This window comes from Pseudomonas sp. FW300-N1A1 (assembly GCF_058789115.1).
On sequence record NZ_JBYTBK010000019.1, the window covers coordinates 12,384 to 31,016 of the forward strand.

Genomic DNA, 18,633 nt, shown 5'->3' on the forward strand with positions numbered 1-18,633 from the left:
CGTTAGTCATTCAACCCGCCGCGTGCGAAGTTGAAGTGGTATCGGCCAAGGTGTCGGGACTGCAACGCAAATCCCCGATCATCAATACGTTGTTTTCACTGCGATGCTGAGTCGCATCGAGCCGGAACTGGCATAGCAACTGATCGGCGTAGCGCACTTCCAGAGTCGGCGAGCCGGCGTTCATTTCCATGGAGAAGAAGCCGTCGACTTCACTCACACCACGGCTGGCGTGGTTGATCACGTGATGGCCCTTGAGCGGCCGGCCTTGGGGGTCGAGCAATCGACCGAGCACGGTCAGGGTTTTCATCACCCGGACCTTGCGGTACTCCACGCCCCCCTTGTTCAGGTGGTAGCGGGTGCGCGCAGGCTCGATGCTGGCCGCCGGCACGTGATTGCCTTCAAAGTCGAAGCTCACCGAACTGTTTTTGTAGGCCGTCAACGGAATGAAATTGCGCCCCGGTCGCAGCGCCGCACTGCCGCCACTGAGGTCGTCGGCACGCAAGGCAATGGCGTCGATGTCGGACTCGACGTCGACGATCATCCCCGCACCGCGCCCCTGATGCTGACTGGTCAACGCCATATGTTGCGCGCCGACGACCAGGGTGCTGTCGAGGTTCATACCGCCGGTGAATTTGTCGTTGAAGGACGAACGCTGAACAAATGCGTCGCCGTTGATTTCGTCGGTACGAAAGTTCGCCAGGCTCGACAGGCCAATACCATAGGTATCGGTGAGCGCGGTCACCGAAACGCTCTGCAGCACATGGTCCTGCAAATCTTTGCGGTAACCGACCGAGGCGTTGTTGTCGCGGCCGCCATCCCGGGCGGTACGGCTGCCGATGCTGCCGGAAATCTGCTGGCCAGGACCACCGAGGGCCAGGTTGATACTCAGGTCGACCCCGCGATTGCGATCATCGCCACTGCTGTAACTGCCAGGGCGGTCGAACACCGAGAACCGCCAATTGGCATCGCTGCCAAACACCACGCCGCGTTGCGACCAGCCCAGGTCCACGCCCACGCCTTCGACGTTGCCCTCACTGTGGGACACCCGCGCGTTAAGCGAATTCTTACGGCTGAGCCGATGGTTCAGCGCCAGCGAGGAATTGCTGGTCTCGCCGGTAAACACGTTGCGCTGGCGCACGCGGGTGCCGTCGGGCAGGGTTTCGTAGGTGTTGGTGGTGTCGAGCCAACTGCGGTTGTGGCTGATCACCAGACTCCCGGCACCGTAGTTGTAGATACCTTGCAGATCAGCGCCGGTGCCGTGGTCTTCGGTCTGGTACAGGTTGGCGTAGAGACTGGTGCTGTTGCCCAGGCTCCAGTCGATTGAGCTGCCGTACTGGAGTTTTTCCCGTACTTGCCGCGCCGACAAGCCAAGGATCACCCGTGGATGCAGCAGATAGTTGACGGAGGCTCCCGCCGTAGCATCGCCGCTGTCCTGTTCATCCCAATTGCTAAGCAGTTTGCTTTCCTGCCCGGCAAACAGGTTGTAGCGCCAGCGCTCATCATGGTTACGCCAGTTGTTGGGCTTGTAGATCAGCTCCTGGGTCGTCGACGTGATTTGACCGTCCTCGATCAAGCGCACTTCCACTTCGTAAATACCACCCGGCAACGGACGGGTATCGAGGGTCTGCAAACCGGCCGGCACCGACTGCGTGTTGATCAGCAAGCCCTCGCGATAAATTTCCACGGACGCCTGTCGGTTGGCCGTGACATAAACCGGGTACACGCTGGGCTTGGGACTGTCGATCGCCAGACTGTCGGAACTGCCGTACATCACCCCCACGGCCGTATCGGGGCTGGTGCCGAACGAACGCGGCTGACGCGTCAAGCCTTCGGAGTTGGGGGTGAAGTAGCCCAGGCGAAAGAAGCTGCCTTGTAACTCACGCTGGGTATGGAGTTCGTGCACTGCGTGATAGAGCTTGTCATCCGGTCCGCCGAGGCGAGCCAGTTGCATGTTGAAGGTCTGGCTCCAGTTACCCAGGCTACCACTGGCCTCGAGGCCAAAACGCCCCCCCAGGTCCTGGTCCTGTCCGCCATTGAGGTTGAGCTGGTTACGCACCATCAGGCCGCTGCTGCCGCCTTCGGGCTGATCGTAGAAACGCTTGGCCTCGCTGTCGCGCTCGGCATTTTCGGTGACGATCGACAGCAATGAATTTTCAAGGTTGTAATGCACCGCCAGCATCTGCGCCGAACATTGACCGCTGCAGGTGCCCAGTGCCACACCGGGTTTGAGGATATCGGCCCAAGTCTCGCGTTCGCTGGCGCCGAAGCGGCTTTCGCTGGTGTCGGTGAAATCGAGCAACGTCACCCGGTCATCGCGGGACAATACAATCATCGCCTCGCCCAACGGTTGTTGATCGAGTTCGACCTGTACCGCCAACGGAACATCAAAGAAGTGTTCCTCGAACTCTGCCGGCAAGCCTTTAGCCTGGGCCAGCAAACTTCGCGGCGTATTTTCAACGGTAGTGGGCGCCGCAAATGCACTGCTACATAACAGCAGCGCAAGCGCCGCCGCGATGGGCGTCATCGGGAACATGAACGAATACTCTAATAACAAAAAATTCGAATCCCGGCCGACAATTAGCATTGCCGGCCGGTCACGTTACTTAAGCAAGTAAGCGCTTATGACTCTTTATGAAGTTCAAAGAGCAACAGGAGGAACAGCGTCGAACGTCATGGCGACTGAGCCGGTGTAATGCCCTGGCGCAATGTTGGGGCTAACAGCCTTGATATTGAGTGGTGCGCGGAAGTTGACGTTCGACTCGGTCTCGCCGACCACCATTTGCGGGGTCGTGGTGAGGACTACACCATTAACCGCCACTTGCAGATTGATTGCGTTAGAACCGGAGTACAGTTGCGGCACGCTTTCAAGGCTGGCGTGCACAGACCCACTAGTGTTGATCATGTCAAAGAAGCCATTGACCTCGCCCATTCTGCCGGTAGTGGGACGATAGCTCATGTCCTGATCCTTGTTGACCAGATCCGGATCGCTCGGGACCACGTAGAAGCCGTTACTCGGTACATCAGCCACCAGGCTGATCGAGTGACGCGCTTCACCCGCGGCAAACACGGCGGAAGAACTCAGAGCCAGAACAGCCAGAGGAGCAGCAAACGCGATTTTTTTGAACATCATTTATACCTGTCTTTTTAAAGGGTCGATTCATTGAAAACGACAACGGACTGCTCATCAGCCGCACGCCATGACGGCGCTTTGTCTTAACTTTCAACGCCGAGAAATCATCGACCATTAACACATGAAAGTAAGCAGGCAAGTTCCGCCATTCGCGTAGTTAGACCGACACACGTAGACAAGGAAAAAGTCATGAAAAACAATAACTCATAACAATAACCGTCAGAGACAGATGACACACAGATTGACTCGAAAAACCACACAGATGGCCAACAGCCATTTAACTTTTAAGAGACTAGCCCTCCCCCCACTATAAATAAAGGCCCAAACCGCACTATTAGAGAGTTAGCACTAAACCAAAATCTATAAATGTGAACCCGATACTGTTTTCCTCTGATGGACCATCGATCAAAAAACCACCACTCCCTACCTGCTCCCACCGCTCGTTGTCGTCGTGACGGGGTTGCACGGGGGTTGCACCGTTGATCCTGATTTCTTGCGCCCAATAAAGATATATCTTAAGTTATGTCTAAACACGACGAGAGAACGGAAAATGAGAGACCATCATTCCCACCGCGAACACACTGTCGGCCGCGACGGCTTCGAAAAACGCCCCGGTCCCGGCCGTGAACGGGGTGGACGCGGCCCTCGGGTCTTCGCTCCTGGCGATCTGAAATTGTTGCTGTTGGCGCTGATCGCCGAACAGCCGTGCCACGGCTACGACCTGATCCGCCAGATCGAGAGCATGTTCGACGGTGCATACAGCCCCAGCCCCGGGGTGATCTACCCGACCCTGACCTTCCTTGAAGAAAGCGAAATGATCCTGGGCGATGCCGCTGGCGGAAAAAAACGCTACACCATCACCGAGACCGGGCGCCTGTCATTGAGCGAACAGGCCATTGCCCTGGAGGGCGTGCGCATGCGCATCGAGGTGAGCAAACGCTCATTGCGCGGCCACGACCGCCCCGCCGAGATCCACGAAGCGGTGCACAACCTGCGCCATGCCCTGCAGATGCATCACGGGCGCTGGAGCCCGGCAGAAATCCTGCGGGTACGTGACCTACTCAACAACACCGCCAAGGCCATCGTTGACGGCCCTCAGGAGCACGCCGAATGAGCGAACTGATCGCCAGCACCATTCACCGCGTCAGCCACGCACTCAAACGTCGCCGCCTGCATGTGCTGCGGGTGGTCGACCTGACCCCGCGCATGCGCCGCATCACCCTCGGCGGGCCGGAACTGGCGGGCTTTGTCAGCCTGGGAACCGACGACCACGTCAAACTGTTTTTCCCGCAAAACGCCGCGGAGCAAGCAGCGCTGGAAACCCTGGTGCTGGGCGCCGGCAAGGACAACGGGCCGATGCCTGCGATGCGCGACTACACGCCCCGCCGTTATGACCTGGACACCCTGGAACTGGACATCGACTTCGTCCTGCACGGCGACGGCCCCGCCGCGACATGGGCGGCGCAGGCCAAACCCGGCCAGTGCCTGCATATCGGAGGGCCGCGCGGCTCGATGGTGGTCCCGGACATCTTTGACAGCTATGTGCTGATCGGTGACGAAACCGCCCTGCCCGCCATCGCTCGGCGCCTGGAAGGCCTGGCAGCCAACCGATGCGCGCTGGTGGTGGTCGAGGTGGAAAATGCTGCCGAGCAGCAAGCCCTGAAAAGCTCAGCCCAGGTCAATGTCATCTGGGTGCTGCGTGAAGCAGGCAAGGACAACCTGCTGACCACGGTCAAGCAACTGCAGATGCCCAAGGGCAATCTGTATGCCTGGATCGCCACGGAAAGCAAAGCCTCGCGGCAGATTCGCCGGGTGCTGCTCGATGAGCATGGCCTGGACGAGCAGCGGGTCAAGGCCGTCGGCTACTGGCGGCTGGGAGACAGCGACGAAGCCTGATCGTTGCCCGCGAGCTCCCGCTAACGGTCTTTGCTCTCGCCACACAGAGGGATAGCGAACACTTACCCCCGTGGCGAGCGAGCTTGCTCGCGCTGGGCTGCGCAGCAGCCCCAAAACCAGTCACCGGATTCTATCTGAAGACCTGCAAGCGTCTTGTCGGGGGCGCTTCGCTCCCCAGCGCGAGCAAGCTCGCTCGCCACGGGGCAGCGTTCACGCTTGATTGAGGGTGGGTCCGGGCCGAACGCTACAGACCGTGGGCCGCACCCCGCCGCCCGCACCAGCGATCCAGCCCCACCACCAGCAGCGCCATCAACACAAACCCCAGCAATACCCCACTGGCATTGATGAACACCTGGGCATACCCCAGCGTGTCGACGTCAATGAAGGGGTACGGGTACCACCCCAGCGAGTGCCCGCGCAGCAAGACATAGGCGAAGTACAGCAGCGGGTAGATCACCCACAACCCGATGTGCCCCAGGTGCAGGGTGCCCTTGGGCACGCAGCGCCACCAGTACAGCAAAAACACCAGCGGCATGATGTCGTGCAGCAATTCGTCAGCCACGAACTGCCAGCCCTGCGGGTGCCACAAGTGCCGCAACAACAGGTTGTAGGCCAGGCCGACCACGGCAATGCTCACTGCGACGCCACTGCTGACCCAGGGCTGCAACAGCCAGCGCCGGCCACGGGACTGCCGCGAGGTCACGGCACAGGTCAGCACCGCAGCCGCCAGGGTGTTGGTCAACACCGTGAAGAAACTGAAGTAACTCACCAGCCCGCCCAGCAAGCTGGCCTCGACGCTCCAGCGCCCGTACAACACCAGGTACATCTGAATGCTCAGGCCCAGCCAACCCAGCACGGCCGCCAGACGGATCAGACCACTCCCGGTTGGGGAGCCTCGAGTCAACTCGACAGGCATCGATCTTCCTTAGAGCGGACGTTTGGTGCGCATCAGTTTCACGTAGAGCTTTTCGACTTTCTCGCGGGCCCACGGCGTCTTGCGCAGGAAGGTCAGGCTCGACTTGATGCTGGGATCGCTCTTGAAACAACGAATATCGATACGCTCGGCCAACCCCGACCACTCGTAGTGTTGGACCAGCGCATTGAGAATCTGCTCAAGCGTCACGCCGTGCAGCGGGTTGGTGTTGTGTTCGGTCATGCCGGGCCTTTGCACAAAGAAAGTAAGGAAGGCGCGCACCTTAGCCGAGGGGGCCCCGCGGTGGAAGGATTCTGTGCGGCACAGCCTTAACTCTAGGCGATGTTTCCCTCCGGCTGACTGTTACCGAATCCGAAAGGATTCATGTCGAGAAAAGCCCTTTCTCTATTTGTAACAGATCATTATCCTTGCGCCCTCAAGCTGAAACGTTTCTCCCAATCGTTTCACCCCCTTGCGCGTTCAGCTCTCTCCTATAGAAAAAGACCGAATTTCTTCTTTATGCCTGACCTTCAGACCTCACGAGACAGCGCTGTCTCAACAGCGATTGCCCGCCGAAATGCCCTGAGCCTGCTCAGTGGCCTCACCGCCCTGGGCCTCGCCACCTGCACCCATGCCGCCCCGGCCTTCGATAGCGAGTCACCGTGGATGCTCGGTGACTGGAACGGCACACGCAGCGAACTGGCGGAACAAGGTTACGACTTCAAAATCGACTACACCGGCGAAATGGGCAGTAACCTGCACGGCGGCTACGACCAGGACCGCACCGCGCGCTACAGCGACCAGTTCGCCTTCGGCAGCCACCTGGACCTGCAAAAGATCCTCGGCTGGAACGATGCCGAGTTTCAACTGACCATCACCAAACGCAGCGGCAACAACATCAGCAACGACCGGATCAACGATCCGCGGGTCGGTGGCTTCACCTCGGCCCAGGAAGTCTGGGGGCGTGGCCAGACCACGCGCCTGACGCAGATGTGGTACCAGCAGAAATTCCTCGATGAAAAACTCGACATCAAGGCCGGCCGCTTTGGTGAAGGCGAAGATTTCAACAGCTTTCCCTGCGACTTCCAGAACCTGGCGTTCTGTGGCTCCCAGGTCGGCAACTGGGCCGGAGGCATCTGGTACAACTGGCCGGTCAGCCAATGGGCACTGCGGGTCAAGTATCACCTGACACCCGAGCTGTACGCGCAAATCGGGGCCTATGAACAGAACCCCTCCAACCTGGACAAAGACAACGGCTTCAAGCTCAGCGGCAGCGGCACCCAAGGCACCGTCGTGCCGGTGGAGCTGGTATGGACGCCGACACTCAATGACCTGCCGGGCGAATACCGCGCCGGTTACTACTACAGCAGTGCCAGCGCCAGCGATGTCTACAAGGACAGCAACGGCCAGCCCGCGGCCTTGAGTGGCGAGGCGTACCGTAGCGCATCGAGCAAGCACGGCCTGTGGCTGGGTATCCAGCAGCAATTGACCAGCGTTGCCAGCGACCACTCGCGCGGCCTGAGCGTGTTCGCCAACGGCACGATGCACGACAAGAAAACCAACGCCATCGATAACTACGTCCAGGCCGGTGTCGTCTACAAAGGCCTGTTCGATGCCCGTGCCAAGGACGATATCGGCGCAGCCATCGCCCGGGTCCACGTCAACCCGGCCTACCGCAAGAACGCCGAGGCGAGCAACCAGGCCCACGCTACCTTCGATTACGACGACCCGGCGTATCTGCCGCCGCAAGACACCGAATACAGCGCCGAGCTCTATTACGGCGTGCATGTCACCAACTGGCTGACCGTGCGCCCGAACCTGCAATACATCCGCCACCCGGGTGGCGTGAATGAGGTCGACGACGCGCTGATCGGCGGGATCAAGGTGCAGTCGTCCTTCTAACCCCGCAGTAACCGAACCCTGCCCACGCCTGTTCGTCATCTACAGTGAACAGGCGCGGGACTACTTGAAACGTCACGGAGAATCGCACTATGAGCACTGAAGGTGCTTCAAGTCCAAGCCGCCTGATGCCGAGCCTGCTCGGCATTGTGCTGCTACTCATGGGCCTGGCCTTGCTGGCCGGGGGGATCAAGCTGAGCCTGCTCGGCGGCTCGCTGTACTACCTGCTGGCCGGCATCGGCCTGGTACTGACCGGCATTCTGTTGCTGGCCGGCCATCGTGCAGCCCTGGGCCTGTACGCACTGGTGCTGCTGGCCAGTACCGCGTGGTCGCTGTGGGAAGTGGGCCTGGACTGGTGGCAACTGGTGCCGCGCCTGTCACTGTGGTTCGCCCTCGGCGTAGTGATGCTGCTGCCATGGTTCCGCCGCCCGCTGCTGCGCAACGGCGCCGCACCGCTGGGCACCGGCGCGCTGAGCGTGGCCGTGGTGCTGGCGGGGGCCACGGCCCTGGCCAGCCAGTTCACCCACCCCGGTGAAATCCTCGGTGAATTGGGTCGCGACAGCGCCGACATGAGCAGTACCGCGCCGCAAATGCCCGATGGCGACTGGCAGGCCTATGGCCGTACCGAATTCGGCGACCGCTACTCGCCACTCAAGCAGATCACCCCGGACAACGTTGGCAAGCTGCAGGAAGCCTGGCGCATCCGCACAGGCGACCTGCCGACCGCCGATGATCCGGTGGAACTGACCAACGAGAACACCCCGCTCAAGGCCAACGGCATGCTCTATGCCTGCACCGCCCACAGCAAGGTGCTGGCACTGGACCCGGACACCGGCAAGGAAATCTGGCGCTTCGACCCGCAGATCAAGAGCCCGGTGGGCTTCAAGGGCTTCGCCCACATGACCTGCCGTGGCGTCTCCTACTATGACGAGAATGCCTACGCCAAGGCCGGCACCTCGACCGCTGCCATCTCCGAAGCCGGCAAGGCCGTTGCCCAGGCCTGCCCGCGTCGCCTGTACCTGCCGACCGCCGATGCACGCCTGATCGCCCTGAACGCCGACACCGGCAAACTCTGCGAAGGCTTCGGCAATCAAGGTGTGGTTGACCTGACCCAGGGCATCGGCCCGTTCACCCCGGGCGGTTACTACGCCACCTCGCCTGCTGCGATCACCCGCAACCTGGTGATCATGGGTGGCCACGTCACCGACAACGAGTCGACCAACGAACCCTCCGGTGTGATCCGCGCCTTTGACGTGCGTGACGGTCACCTGGTGTGGAACTGGGACAGCGACAAGCCAGACGCCACCGAGCCGTTGCCCGCGGGCGAGCACTACAGCCGCAACTCGGCCAACATGTGGTCCCTGGCCAGCGTCGATGAGAAGCTGGGCATGGTCTACCTGCCACTGGGCAACCAGACCCCTGACCAATGGGGCGCCGACCGCACCCCGGGCGCCGAGAAATTCAGCGCTGGCATCGTCGCGCTGGACCTGGCCAGCGGCAAAGTGCGCTGGAACTATCAGTTCACCCACCACGACCTGTGGGACATGGACGTCGGCAGCCAGCCGACCCTGCTGGACATGAAAACCGCCGACGGCATCAAGCCGGCACTGATCGCACCGACCAAACAGGGCAGCCTGTATGTGCTCGACCGTCGCGACGGCACGCCGATCGTGCCGATTCGTGAGGTCGCGGCGCCACAAGGCGCGGTACCTGGCGATCGCACGGCACCGACCCAGGCACGCTCGGACCTGAACCTGCTGGCTCCGGACCTGACTGAAAAAGCCATGTGGGGCGCCAGCCCGTTCGACCAGATGCTGTGCCGCATCCAGTTCAAGGAACTGCGTTACGACGGTCAGTACACCCCGCCGTCGGAACAAGGCAGCCTGATCTATCCGGGTAACGTCGGTGTGTTCAACTGGGGCGGCGTCTCCGTCGACCCGGTACGCCAGATGCTGTTCACCAGCCCGAACTACATGGCCTTCGTCTCGAAAATGGTGCCCCGCGCCCAAGTGGCGGAAGGCAGCAAGCGCGAGAGCGAAACCGCTGGCGTGCAACCCAACACTGGCGCGCCTTACGCGGTGATCATGCACCCGTTCATGTCGCCGATCGGCGTACCGTGCCAGGCACCGGCCTGGGGCTACGTAGCCGGTATCGACCTGACCACCGGCAAAGTGGTGTGGAAACGCAAGAACGGCACCAGCCGCGACAGCTCGCCACTGCCAATCGGCCTGCCCATCGGCGTGCCAAGCATGGGCGGCTCGATCGTCACCGCCGGTGGCGTGGGCTTCCTCAGCGGCACCCTGGACCAGTACCTGCGCGCCTACGACGTCAACACCGGCAAGGAACTGTGGAAATCACGCCTGCCGGCCGGCGGCCAAGCCACCCCCATGACCTACACCGGCAAGGACGGCCAGCAGTACGTATTGCTGGTGGTCGGTGGTCACGGCTCCCTGGGAACCAAAATGGGCGACTATGTGATCGCGTACAAACTGGCCAACTAAACGCCAGCAGCGACAACGAAACAGGCGACTACCGCAAGGTAGTCGCCTTTTTTGTAGGCCGCCCACCACCACCACCACCACCACCACCACCACCACCACACACCACTCAACAGGCCGAGCGTTAGCTCGCCTGCCGCTCTTGATCTTGCTTTGGCTTTTGATCTTGATCCACCCGCCCCCTCGGCAGGCCGAGCGCAGGCGTTCATCAGGGGAATGGCGCGTAGCGCCCCTCGACGCAGTCGAGGACATCGCATGGAGGTCGAGCGAAGCCGACCGGAGGGCGAGCGAAGCCGACCGGAGGGCGATGCCCCCTGAGGAATGCCGAAGCGAGGGAACCCCGAGCCTCGGCGAGGGGCCGAACGCTCGGGGCGAGACCTTTTGGGTACTTTTGGGGCGCTTGCCAAAAGTGCCTCGCCGTAAGGGCGAAACCGCCAGCCGCCATGACCGCAACAACGGATATGTACACCAACAAGAGAATGGCCGACAGTCAGGCCACGTAACAACCCGCTTACCAAACAAATCCCCCCCCAAAGCCCCCTGAACATTGAAACCGCCCCCCACCTGCCCCATCTAACTTTCATACCCCATTGCGCAGGTGCCCCATGAGCGACCAGCAAGCATTCCCGAAAGACCCCAGCGAATACGCCGCACCCGAAAACGCCGAACAGCACCACGCCGCGGGCAAAGGCCTGGCCCTGCCCGGACAGAACCTGCCAGACAAGGTCTACATCATCCCGATCCACAACCGGCCATTCTTCCCGGCGCAAGTGCTGCCGGTGATCGTCAATGAAGAACCCTGGGCCGAGACCCTGGACCTGGTGGCCAAATCCGAACATCACTCGCTGGCCCTGTTCTACGTCGACACCCCGCTAGACGACCCCCGGCATTTCGACACCTCGGCCCTACCGCTCTACGGCACCCTGGTGCGGATCCATCACGCCAGCCGCGAGAATGGCAAACTGCAATTCGTCGCCCAGGGCCTGACCCGCGTACGCCTTAAAACCTGGCTCAAGCACCATCGCCCACCGTACCTGGTGGAAGTCGAATACCCGCACCAGCCGAGCGAACCGACCGACGAGACCAAGGCCTACGGCATGGCCCTGATCAACGCGATCAAGGAACTGCTGCCGCTCAATCCGCTGTACAGCGAAGAGCTGAAGAACTACCTCAACCGCTTCAGCCCCAACGACCCGTCGCCGCTGACCGACTTCGCCGCCGCCCTGACCTCGGCCACCGGCAATGAACTGCAGGAAGTGCTCGACTGCGTGCCCATGCTCAAGCGCATGGAAAAAGTCCTGCCGATGCTGCGCAAGGAAGTCGAAGTCGCGCGCCTGCAAAAGGAAATCTCTGCGGAAGTGAACCGCAAGATCGGCGAGCACCAGCGCGAGTTCTTCCTCAAGGAACAACTCAAGGTGATCCAGCAAGAGCTGGGCCTGACCAAAGACGACCGCAGCGCCGACATCGAGCAGTTCGAGCAGCGCCTGACCGGCAAGGTCCTGCCGGCACAGGCGCAAAAACGCATCGCCGATGAAATGAACAAGCTGTCGATCCTCGAAACCGGCTCACCGGAGTACGCGGTGACCCGCAACTACCTGGAATGGGCGACGGCGGTGCCGTGGGGCATTTATGGGGAAGACAAGCTCGACCTCAAGCACGCGCGCAAGGTGCTCGATAAACACCACGCCGGACTGGACGACATCAAGGACCGCATCCTCGAATTCCTCGCCGTGGGCGCCTACAAAGGCGAAATTTCCGGTTCCATTGTGCTGCTGGTCGGCCCGCCGGGCGTAGGTAAGACCAGTGTCGGCAAATCCATTGCCGAGTCCCTCGGGCGGCCGTTCTATCGCTTCAGCGTCGGTGGCATGCGCGACGAAGCCGAGATCAAGGGCCATCGCCGCACCTACATCGGCGCCTTGCCGGGCAAACTGGTGCAGGCGCTGAAAGACGTCGAAGTGATGAACCCGGTGATCATGCTCGACGAAATCGACAAGATGGGCCAAAGCTTCCAGGGCGACCCGGCCTCGGCACTGCTGGAAACCCTGGACCCGGAACAGAACGTCGAATTCCTCGACCATTACCTGGATTTGCGCCTGGACCTGTCGAAAGTCCTGTTCGTCTGCACCGCCAACACCCTGGACTCGATCCCGGGCCCGTTGCTGGACCGCATGGAAGTGATTCGCCTGTCGGGCTACATCACTGAAGAGAAAATCGCCATTGCCAAGCGCCACCTGTGGCCCAAGCAGCTGGACAAGGCCGGCGTGGCGAAAACCAGCCTGTCCATCAGCGACAACGCCCTCAAGGCCCTGATCGACGGTTACGCCCGCGAAGCCGGGGTACGGCAACTGGAGAAGCAACTGGGCAAACTGGTGCGCAAGGCCGTGGTCAAGCTGATGGATGATCCGCAATCCGTGATCAAGATCGCCCCCAAGGACCTCGAAGCCTCCCTGGGCATGCCGGTGTTTCGCAACGAGCAAGTGCTGTCCGGCACCGGTGTCATCACGGGGCTGGCCTGGACCAGCATGGGCGGCGCGACCTTGCCGATCGAAGCCACTCGCATCCACACCCTCAACCGCGGCCTCAAACTCACCGGGCAACTGGGTGATGTGATGAAGGAATCGGCCGAGATCGCTTACAGCTACGTGACCTCGCACCTCAAGCAGTTCGGTGGCGACCAGAAATACTTCGACGAAGCCTTCATCCACCTGCACGTTCCGGAAGGCGCGACCCCCAAGGACGGCCCGAGCGCCGGCGTGACCATGGCCAGTGCCCTGCTCTCGCTGGCACGCAACCAGCCGCCGAAAAAAGGCGTGGCCATGACCGGCGAACTGACCCTGACCGGGCACGTGCTGCCGATTGGCGGTGTACGGGAAAAGGTGATTGCCGCGCGCCGGCAGAAGATTTTCGAACTGATCCTGCCCGAGGCCAACCGTGGCAGCTTCGAAGAACTGCCGGACTACTTGAAAGAAGGCATCACCGTGCACTTTGCCAAACGCTTTACGGATGTGGCCAAGGTGCTGTTCTGAGGTTTCTGTAGCGCCTGGACCGGCCTCTTCGCGGGTAAGCCCGCGAAGGCGTCGGTACTGACGACAGCATCCCGGTCTAACCGTCACAATTTGTCTCATCTTCGGTTATGCTCGCCGTTCGTCGCAAATCCGGAGCGCCTGACCCCATGTCCCCAACCCGCCTGTTGCTGCCCTTGAGCCTTGCCTTGCTGACCGCCTGTGCCACCCAGCCGAAACACAACGTGACGCTGGAGAAACAGAGCCAATGCCCGGTGCAACTGAGCAATGGGCAAAACCTGATCCTGACCCTGCCGAGCAACCCGACCACGGGTTATCGCTGGGCCATCCAGGATTCGGCCGGGGGCGTACTGCGGGCGATCAGCCCTGAGGTTTACTCCAACCCGGAAAACACTGGACTGGTGGGTGCCGGCGGGCAATCGACCTGGCGCTTTCAGGCCTTCGCCAGCGGTAACGGCCGCTTGCGTCTGACCTACCAGCAGCCGTGGGAGCCGGAAGCAGAACCGGCGCAGACCTTCGACTGCACGATCACGGTGAACTGACCATGGGCTGGCTGATTCTGGCGCTGATGGGCGCATCGACCTTTCTCTACGGGGTGAGTGTTCACGCCGAGTTGCTGTGCCTGCTGGTCAAGCCGTTGCCGGTGCTGGCCCTGCTGGGCTGGTTGCATGACGCACCGCCCAGCGAGTATCGACGCTGGATCAGCCTGGGCCTGATCTTTTCCCTGCTGGGCGACGTGCTGCTGGCGTGGCCCGGCGACCTGTTCGTGTTTGGCCTCGGCGCGTTCCTGGTGGCTCACCTGGCGTACCTCAAGGCTTACTTGAGCGATTGCCGGCGCCTGGCACTGCTGCCGCTGATCCTGGCGGTCGTCGTGGGTGGACTGTTGCTCAGCCTGCTGATTTCCCACGGCCTGGGCCCCCTGCTGATTCCGGTGATTGTCTACGCCACGGCCATCAGCGCCATGCTCTGGCGCGCCCTGGCCCGCCTGGGCAGCGATGTCCCCAAGCGTTCGGCACTGCTCGCCGCCGCAGGCGCCGTGGCCTTTGTGTTCTCCGACAGCGTGATCGGCATCAGCCGCTTCGTGATGCCGTTCGACGCCGCGCCCTACGTGATCATCATCAGCTACTGGCTGGGGCAATGGGGGATCGCGGCGTCGGCCTTTCACCAGAAACCGCGCTGACTCCCGTGGCGAGGGAGCTTGCTCCCGCTGGACGGCAAAGCCGTCCCAGTACCGCTAGTCGCGTTTCAACAGGCAGAATGTATCGACCGGTTTGCGACTGCTGCGCAGCCGAGCGCGAGCAAGCTCGCTCGCCACAACTGCGCACCAGCCATGCAGTCGCCTTAACACCAGCGGTTTATCAGACAACCCGCGCATCCACGCGCCAACTTGGCTAAAATACCGGCCTTTTCCACATCCGCCGCTGGAACCGCCGTGAGCAAACAACCCGATCGCCTTTTCGCCCAGCCTTTGGCCCAGGTGCCTGACTTCGCCTTTAACGAGGACGTGGTGCGGGTGTTCCCGGACATGATCAAGCGCTCGGTACCGGGTTACCCGACCATCGTCGAAAACCTCGGCGTGCTCGCCGCACAGTTCGCCCAACCCAACAGTGTGCTCTATGACCTGGGCGCTTCCCTGGGCGCCGTGACCCAGGCACTGCGTCGTCACGTGCGCACCGACGGTTGCCGGGTGATCGCGGTGGATAACTCTGCGGCAATGGTCGAGCGCTGCCGTGAATACCTCAACGGCCAGGACTCGATGTTCCAGGAGTTGCTGCCGGTCGAGGTCATCGAGGGCGACATCCTCGCCCTGCAATTCCAGCCTGCCTCGGTGGTGGCGCTGAACTTCACCCTGCAATTCATTGCCCCGGACCAGCGCACCGCGTTGCTGTCGCGGATCCGTCAGTCGCTGTTGCCCGGCGGCGCCCTGATCCTCTCGGAAAAACTGCGCTTCGAAGACGAGCAGGAGCACGCGCTGCTCACCGACCTGCACATCGCCTTCAAACGCGCCAACGGCTACAGCGAACTGGAAATTGCCCAGAAGCGCAGCGCCATCGAAAACGTCATGAAGCCCGACAGCCTCGAAGAACACCGCGAACGCCTGCTGGCGGCCGGGTTCTCGAAAGTCGTGCCGTGGTTCCAGTGTCTTAACTTTGCCTCGTTGATTGCCTTGCCATGATTGATCTGTCTCCCCTCGCCCGCCGTCTGGCCGGTACCCCGCTGGCCGACTGGGCCAATACCCTGCAAGCGCAACTCGATAGCAAAATGGAAAAGGGTCATGGCGACCTGGAGCGCTGGCAGAGCGCGCTGGACGCCTTGCCCAGGATCCAGCCGAGCGAAATCGACCTGCTGAACGGCCTGACCCTGGACACCGACTGCGATGACCAGACCCGCGCGCAAATGCGCACCGCGCTGATGGGCCTGTCGCCGTGGCGCAAGGGGCCGTTCGACCTGTTCGGTGTGCATGTCGATACCGAATGGCGTTCGGACTGGAAGTGGTCGCGGGTCGCCCCCCACCTGGACCTTGCGGGCAAGCGCATCCTCGATGTCGGCTGCGGTAACGGATATTACATGTGGCGCATGCTCGGCGCCGGTGCCGACAGTGTGATCGGCGTTGATCCCAACTGGCTGTTCTTCTGCCAGTTCCAGGCCGTGCAGCGTTACTTGTCCGAGCCCAACGCCTGGCACCTGCCGTTCCCGTTCGAAGACCTGCCGCCGAACCTGGAAGGCTTCGACACCGTGTTCTCCATGGGGGTGTTCTACCACCGCCGCTCGCCGATCGAGCACTTGCTGGCGTTGAAGGATTGCCTGGTCAAGGGCGGCGAACTGGTGCTGGAGACGCTGGTGATCGAAGGTGACGAGCAACAGGTGCTGGTGCCGGAAGACCGCTACGCGCAGATGCGCAACGTGTGGTTCCTGCCATCGGTGCCGGCGCTGATGCTCTGGCTGCGCCGCGCCGGGTTCAGTGATGTGCGTTGCGTGGATGTGAGCGTGACCACGATTGAAGAACAACGCGGGACCGAGTGGATGAAGTATCAGTCGCTCAGTGACTTCCTCGATCCCGAGGATCACAGCAAGACGATTGAAGGGCTGCCGGCGCCGATGCGGGCGGTGATTGTGGCCCGCAAGTAAGCCGATTGCCCGATCATTCGAGATCAACATGTGGGAGCGGGCTTGCTCGCGAATTCGCACTGACATTCAACAGAGCTGTTGACTGACCCAGCGCTTTCGCGAGCAAGCCCGCTCCCACATCTGATGGATGTGTTTAGTCTGAAGGCTTCGCCCGCCGCGCCTTGAAAAATTCGCTCAACACCGCCCCGCACTCCTCGGCCAGCACCCCGCCTTCATACAACACTCGGTGGTTGAGAAAACCCTGAGTGAAGAACTGGCCCTGGCTCTGCACAATCCCGGCCTTGGGCTCCAACGCCCCATAGACCACCCGGGCAATCCGCGAGTGCACGATCAACCCGGCGCACATGCTGCACGGTTCCAGCGTGACGTAGAGCGTGCTGCCCGTCAGGCGATAGTTGCTGACGGCCTGGGCGGCGGCACGGATGGCGACCATCTCGGCATGGGCGCTGGGGTCGCTGCCACTGATCGGGCAATTGAAGCCGCGACCGATGATTTCACCGTCCTGTACCACGACCGCGCCGACCGGCACCTCTCCCAGGGCCGCACCCTGGGCCGCGAGTGCCAGGGCTTCACGCATGAAGTGCTGGTCACGGCTACGGTCGATGATCTGCGTGGGGCGAATCTGACGCATCAGGCCACCTCGATCGCGGCCATCAGGCCGGTTTCCATGTGGTCGATGACGTGGCAGTGAAACATCCATACCCCCGGGTTATCCGCCACCAGCGCGACGCGCGCGCGCTCGTTCTTGCCCAGCAGGTAAGTGTCGGTGAAATACGGGACGACCTTGTGCCGGTTCGAGGCAATGACCTTGAAGCTCATGCCGTGCAAGTGGATCGGGTGTTGGTACTGGGTCATGTTCTTCAATTCGAAAATATAGCTCTGGCCTTTCTTGAGCGTAGCAATCGGCCGGTCCGCGCAGGTCTTGTCCGTGATATCCCAGGCCTGGCCGTTGATCTGCCACAGACTGGGCGGCTTGCCATTGTCGACATCCACCGACACCGAACCCACCCACTCGAAATTGAAGTTGAGTTTCTCGGCAGTGGCCATGTCCGGTTCGGCAATCGGATTGGCCGGTAGCGCGGGAGGCCACTCGGTGGGTGCATCGCTGTTGGCCACCGAACGGAAGGTGCCCAGGCGCACCGGACCGTTGCGCAGCGCCAACTCCTCACCCGCCGCTGGCGCCTTGATCGCCAGGCAAATGCGCATGCCCGGCCCCAGCCAGTATTCCTTGCCCAGCGGGCGCGGTTCGATCGGGTTGCCGTCCAGTGCATAGATCCGGGCTTCGACGCCCGGAATATTGATGCGGTAGGTCAGGGTGTTGTCCAGGTTGAGCAAGCGCACCCGAGTGATCTGCCCGGCCGGCAGCTCGATCACCGCCTGCGGCACACCATTGATGGTCGACAGGCGCCCCGCCGTGCCCCCCCGCGCGGCCTCGCGAGGAATGCTGAAGGGTACGAACGCCCCTTCCTCATCCACATGCCAGTTCTTCAGGCTCAGGGTTTTCTCGTACTTGAAACCGGTGGGCTCACGCTCTTCGACAATCAACGGCCCCACCAGCCCGCGGCCCAGTTCTTCACTGCTGCTGACATGGGGGTGGTACCAGTAGCTGCCGGCGTCCGGCACGCGAAACTTGTAATCGAAGTACTCGCCCGGCAACACCGGCAGCTGCGAAACGTAGGGCACGCCGTCCATTTCCAGCGGCAGGCGGATGCCGTGCCAGTGAATGGTGGTGGCCACCGGCAGGTGGTTGATGAAGCGCACCCGCAGCCATTCGCCCTGGCGTACCCGCAGCTCGGTCCCCGGGGCCGAAGGCCCAAAGGCCCAGGCTTCGGTCTTGTGCCCGGGAACCAGCTCAACGTCCAGAGGCGCTGCGATCAGCTCGTAGTCATGCCCTGCGTTGGCGTCCGCCCGCTTCCCCAGCCAGTAACGCGACGCACCACCGACCCCGACACCTACCACTGCCAGACCGGCCAGACCACCCAGTATTTGTCGACGGGTAAAGGACATGGACTCAACTACCTCACGTATCTGCCGCAGGCGCAGGGCCCGCAAAAGGCGAATACGATACACCCGCAGTTGTGAAAGAAACAGCAAAGCGGACGTGACCACGGGACGCAGGCAAGCCAGACGACCGCCCCCCACAAC

Annotated in this window: 15 protein-coding genes; 9 read left to right on the forward strand and 6 right to left on the reverse strand. The window is 61.8% G+C overall.

What is annotated here, in order from left to right; all coding sequences use genetic code 11:
- Positions 1–10: 10 nt before the first annotated feature.
- Positions 11–2,533, reverse strand: a complete 2,523-nt coding sequence (locus AC3WQN_RS14665; protein ID WP_103402040.1) for a TcfC E-set like domain-containing protein — start codon at positions 2,531–2,533, stop codon at positions 11–13.
- 105 nt (positions 2,534–2,638) lie between these two features.
- Complete coding sequence (locus tag AC3WQN_RS14670) at positions 2,639–3,130, reverse strand: CS1 type fimbrial major subunit (protein WP_103402039.1); 492 nt, start codon at positions 3,128–3,130, stop codon at positions 2,639–2,641.
- 550 nt (positions 3,131–3,680) lie between these two features.
- On the opposite strand from AC3WQN_RS14670, the gene AC3WQN_RS14675 reads away from it, so the two are divergent.
- Both AC3WQN_RS14675 and AC3WQN_RS14680 read left to right on the forward strand, forming a co-directional pair.
- Complete coding sequence (locus AC3WQN_RS14675; RefSeq protein WP_103402038.1) at positions 3,681–4,244, forward strand: PadR family transcriptional regulator; 564 nt, start codon at positions 3,681–3,683, stop codon at positions 4,242–4,244.
- Positions 4,241–5,026 carry a siderophore-interacting protein gene (locus AC3WQN_RS14680; RefSeq protein WP_103402037.1) on the forward strand — a complete coding sequence of 262 codons (786 nt, stop codon included), beginning with the start codon at positions 4,241–4,243 and terminating at the stop codon, positions 5,024–5,026. Before AC3WQN_RS14675 ends, AC3WQN_RS14680 begins: the two co-directional genes overlap by 4 nt.
- A gap of 244 nt (positions 5,027–5,270) precedes the next feature.
- On the opposite strand, the gene AC3WQN_RS14685 is transcribed toward AC3WQN_RS14680, so the two are convergent.
- Positions 5,271–5,942, reverse strand: coding sequence for a Pr6Pr family membrane protein (locus tag AC3WQN_RS14685; RefSeq protein ID WP_103402036.1), 672 nt, complete (start codon positions 5,940–5,942; stop codon positions 5,271–5,273).
- A gap of 9 nt (positions 5,943–5,951) precedes the next feature.
- Positions 5,952–6,182 carry a VF530 family protein gene (locus tag AC3WQN_RS14690; RefSeq protein WP_095079985.1) on the reverse strand — a complete coding sequence of 77 codons (231 nt, stop codon included), beginning with the start codon at positions 6,180–6,182 and terminating at the stop codon, positions 5,952–5,954.
- Between the two features lie 276 nt (positions 6,183–6,458).
- On the opposite strand from AC3WQN_RS14690, the gene AC3WQN_RS14695 reads away from it, so the two are divergent.
- The 7 genes from AC3WQN_RS14695 (at position 6,459) to cmoB (ending at position 16,488) form a co-directional block, all read left to right on the forward strand.
- Positions 6,459–7,841: a carbohydrate porin gene (locus AC3WQN_RS14695; protein WP_103402035.1), complete on the forward strand. Its 1,383-nt coding sequence runs from the start codon at positions 6,459–6,461 to the stop codon at positions 7,839–7,841.
- Positions 7,842–7,930: 89 nt separating this feature from the next.
- A complete protein-coding gene (locus tag AC3WQN_RS14700; protein WP_103402034.1) occupies positions 7,931–10,339 on the forward strand; it encodes a glucose/quinate/shikimate family membrane-bound PQQ-dependent dehydrogenase in 2,409 nt (802 codons plus the stop codon).
- A 602-nt stretch (positions 10,340–10,941) separates the two neighbouring features.
- Entirely contained in the window at positions 10,942–13,362 is a 2,421-nt protein-coding gene (gene lon, locus AC3WQN_RS14705) for an endopeptidase La (RefSeq protein WP_103400500.1), read from the forward strand.
- A 146-nt stretch (positions 13,363–13,508) separates the two neighbouring features.
- Positions 13,509–13,901 (forward strand): protease inhibitor I42 family protein, encoded by a 393-nt coding sequence (locus AC3WQN_RS14710; protein ID WP_103400501.1) that lies wholly within the window; start codon positions 13,509–13,511, stop codon positions 13,899–13,901.
- A 2-nt stretch (positions 13,902–13,903) separates the two neighbouring features.
- Positions 13,904–14,539: a lysoplasmalogenase gene (locus tag AC3WQN_RS14715; protein WP_103400502.1), complete on the forward strand. Its 636-nt coding sequence runs from the start codon at positions 13,904–13,906 to the stop codon at positions 14,537–14,539.
- A 252-nt stretch (positions 14,540–14,791) separates the two neighbouring features.
- Positions 14,792–15,535 carry a carboxy-S-adenosyl-L-methionine synthase CmoA gene (cmoA, locus tag AC3WQN_RS14720; RefSeq protein WP_103400503.1) on the forward strand — a complete coding sequence of 248 codons (744 nt, stop codon included), beginning with the start codon at positions 14,792–14,794 and terminating at the stop codon, positions 15,533–15,535.
- On the forward strand, positions 15,532–16,488 hold the full coding sequence (gene cmoB, locus AC3WQN_RS14725; RefSeq protein ID WP_103400504.1) for a tRNA 5-methoxyuridine(34)/uridine 5-oxyacetic acid(34) synthase CmoB: 957 nt from the start codon (positions 15,532–15,534) through the stop codon (positions 16,486–16,488). The genes cmoA and cmoB overlap by 4 nt, the downstream gene beginning before the upstream one ends.
- A 133-nt stretch (positions 16,489–16,621) precedes the next feature.
- Here the strand turns inward: cmoB and tadA are convergent, their stop codons facing one another.
- Both tadA and AC3WQN_RS14735 read right to left on the reverse strand, forming a co-directional pair.
- Positions 16,622–17,119 carry a tRNA adenosine(34) deaminase TadA gene (gene tadA / locus AC3WQN_RS14730; RefSeq protein WP_103400505.1) on the reverse strand — a complete coding sequence of 166 codons (498 nt, stop codon included), beginning with the start codon at positions 17,117–17,119 and terminating at the stop codon, positions 16,622–16,624.
- Positions 17,119–18,495: a multicopper oxidase family protein gene (locus AC3WQN_RS14735; protein ID WP_103400506.1), complete on the reverse strand. Its 1,377-nt coding sequence runs from the start codon at positions 18,493–18,495 to the stop codon at positions 17,119–17,121. Before AC3WQN_RS14735 ends, tadA begins: the two co-directional genes overlap by 1 nt.
- Positions 18,496–18,633: the final 138 nt, after the last annotated feature.

What these genes read in the sequence shown, in the direction of transcription:
- AC3WQN_RS14665 (WP_103402040.1), bottom strand. Translation starts at nt 2,533, where the DNA reads ATGTTCCCGATGACGCCCATCGCGGCGGCGCTTGCGCTGCTGTTATGT.
- AC3WQN_RS14670 (WP_103402039.1), bottom strand. Translation starts at nt 3,130, where the DNA reads ATGATGTTCAAAAAAATCGCGTTTGCTGCTCCTCTGGCTGTTCTGGCT.
- AC3WQN_RS14675 (WP_103402038.1), top strand. Translation starts at nt 3,681, where the DNA reads ATGAGAGACCATCATTCCCACCGCGAACACACTGTCGGCCGCGACGGC.
- AC3WQN_RS14680 (WP_103402037.1), top strand. Translation starts at nt 4,241, where the DNA reads ATGAGCGAACTGATCGCCAGCACCATTCACCGCGTCAGCCACGCACTC.
- AC3WQN_RS14685 (WP_103402036.1), bottom strand. Translation starts at nt 5,942, where the DNA reads ATGCCTGTCGAGTTGACTCGAGGCTCCCCAACCGGGAGTGGTCTGATC.
- AC3WQN_RS14690 (WP_095079985.1), bottom strand. Translation starts at nt 6,182, where the DNA reads ATGACCGAACACAACACCAACCCGCTGCACGGCGTGACGCTTGAGCAG.
- AC3WQN_RS14695 (WP_103402035.1), top strand. Translation starts at nt 6,459, where the DNA reads ATGCCTGACCTTCAGACCTCACGAGACAGCGCTGTCTCAACAGCGATT.
- AC3WQN_RS14700 (WP_103402034.1), top strand. Translation starts at nt 7,931, where the DNA reads ATGAGCACTGAAGGTGCTTCAAGTCCAAGCCGCCTGATGCCGAGCCTG.
- lon (WP_103400500.1), top strand. Translation starts at nt 10,942, where the DNA reads ATGAGCGACCAGCAAGCATTCCCGAAAGACCCCAGCGAATACGCCGCA.
- AC3WQN_RS14710 (WP_103400501.1), top strand. Translation starts at nt 13,509, where the DNA reads ATGTCCCCAACCCGCCTGTTGCTGCCCTTGAGCCTTGCCTTGCTGACC.
- AC3WQN_RS14715 (WP_103400502.1), top strand. Translation starts at nt 13,904, where the DNA reads ATGGGCTGGCTGATTCTGGCGCTGATGGGCGCATCGACCTTTCTCTAC.
- cmoB (WP_103400504.1), top strand. Translation starts at nt 15,532, where the DNA reads ATGATTGATCTGTCTCCCCTCGCCCGCCGTCTGGCCGGTACCCCGCTG.
- tadA (WP_103400505.1), bottom strand. Translation starts at nt 17,119, where the DNA reads ATGCGTCAGATTCGCCCCACGCAGATCATCGACCGTAGCCGTGACCAG.
- AC3WQN_RS14735 (WP_103400506.1), bottom strand. Translation starts at nt 18,495, where the DNA reads ATGTCCTTTACCCGTCGACAAATACTGGGTGGTCTGGCCGGTCTGGCA.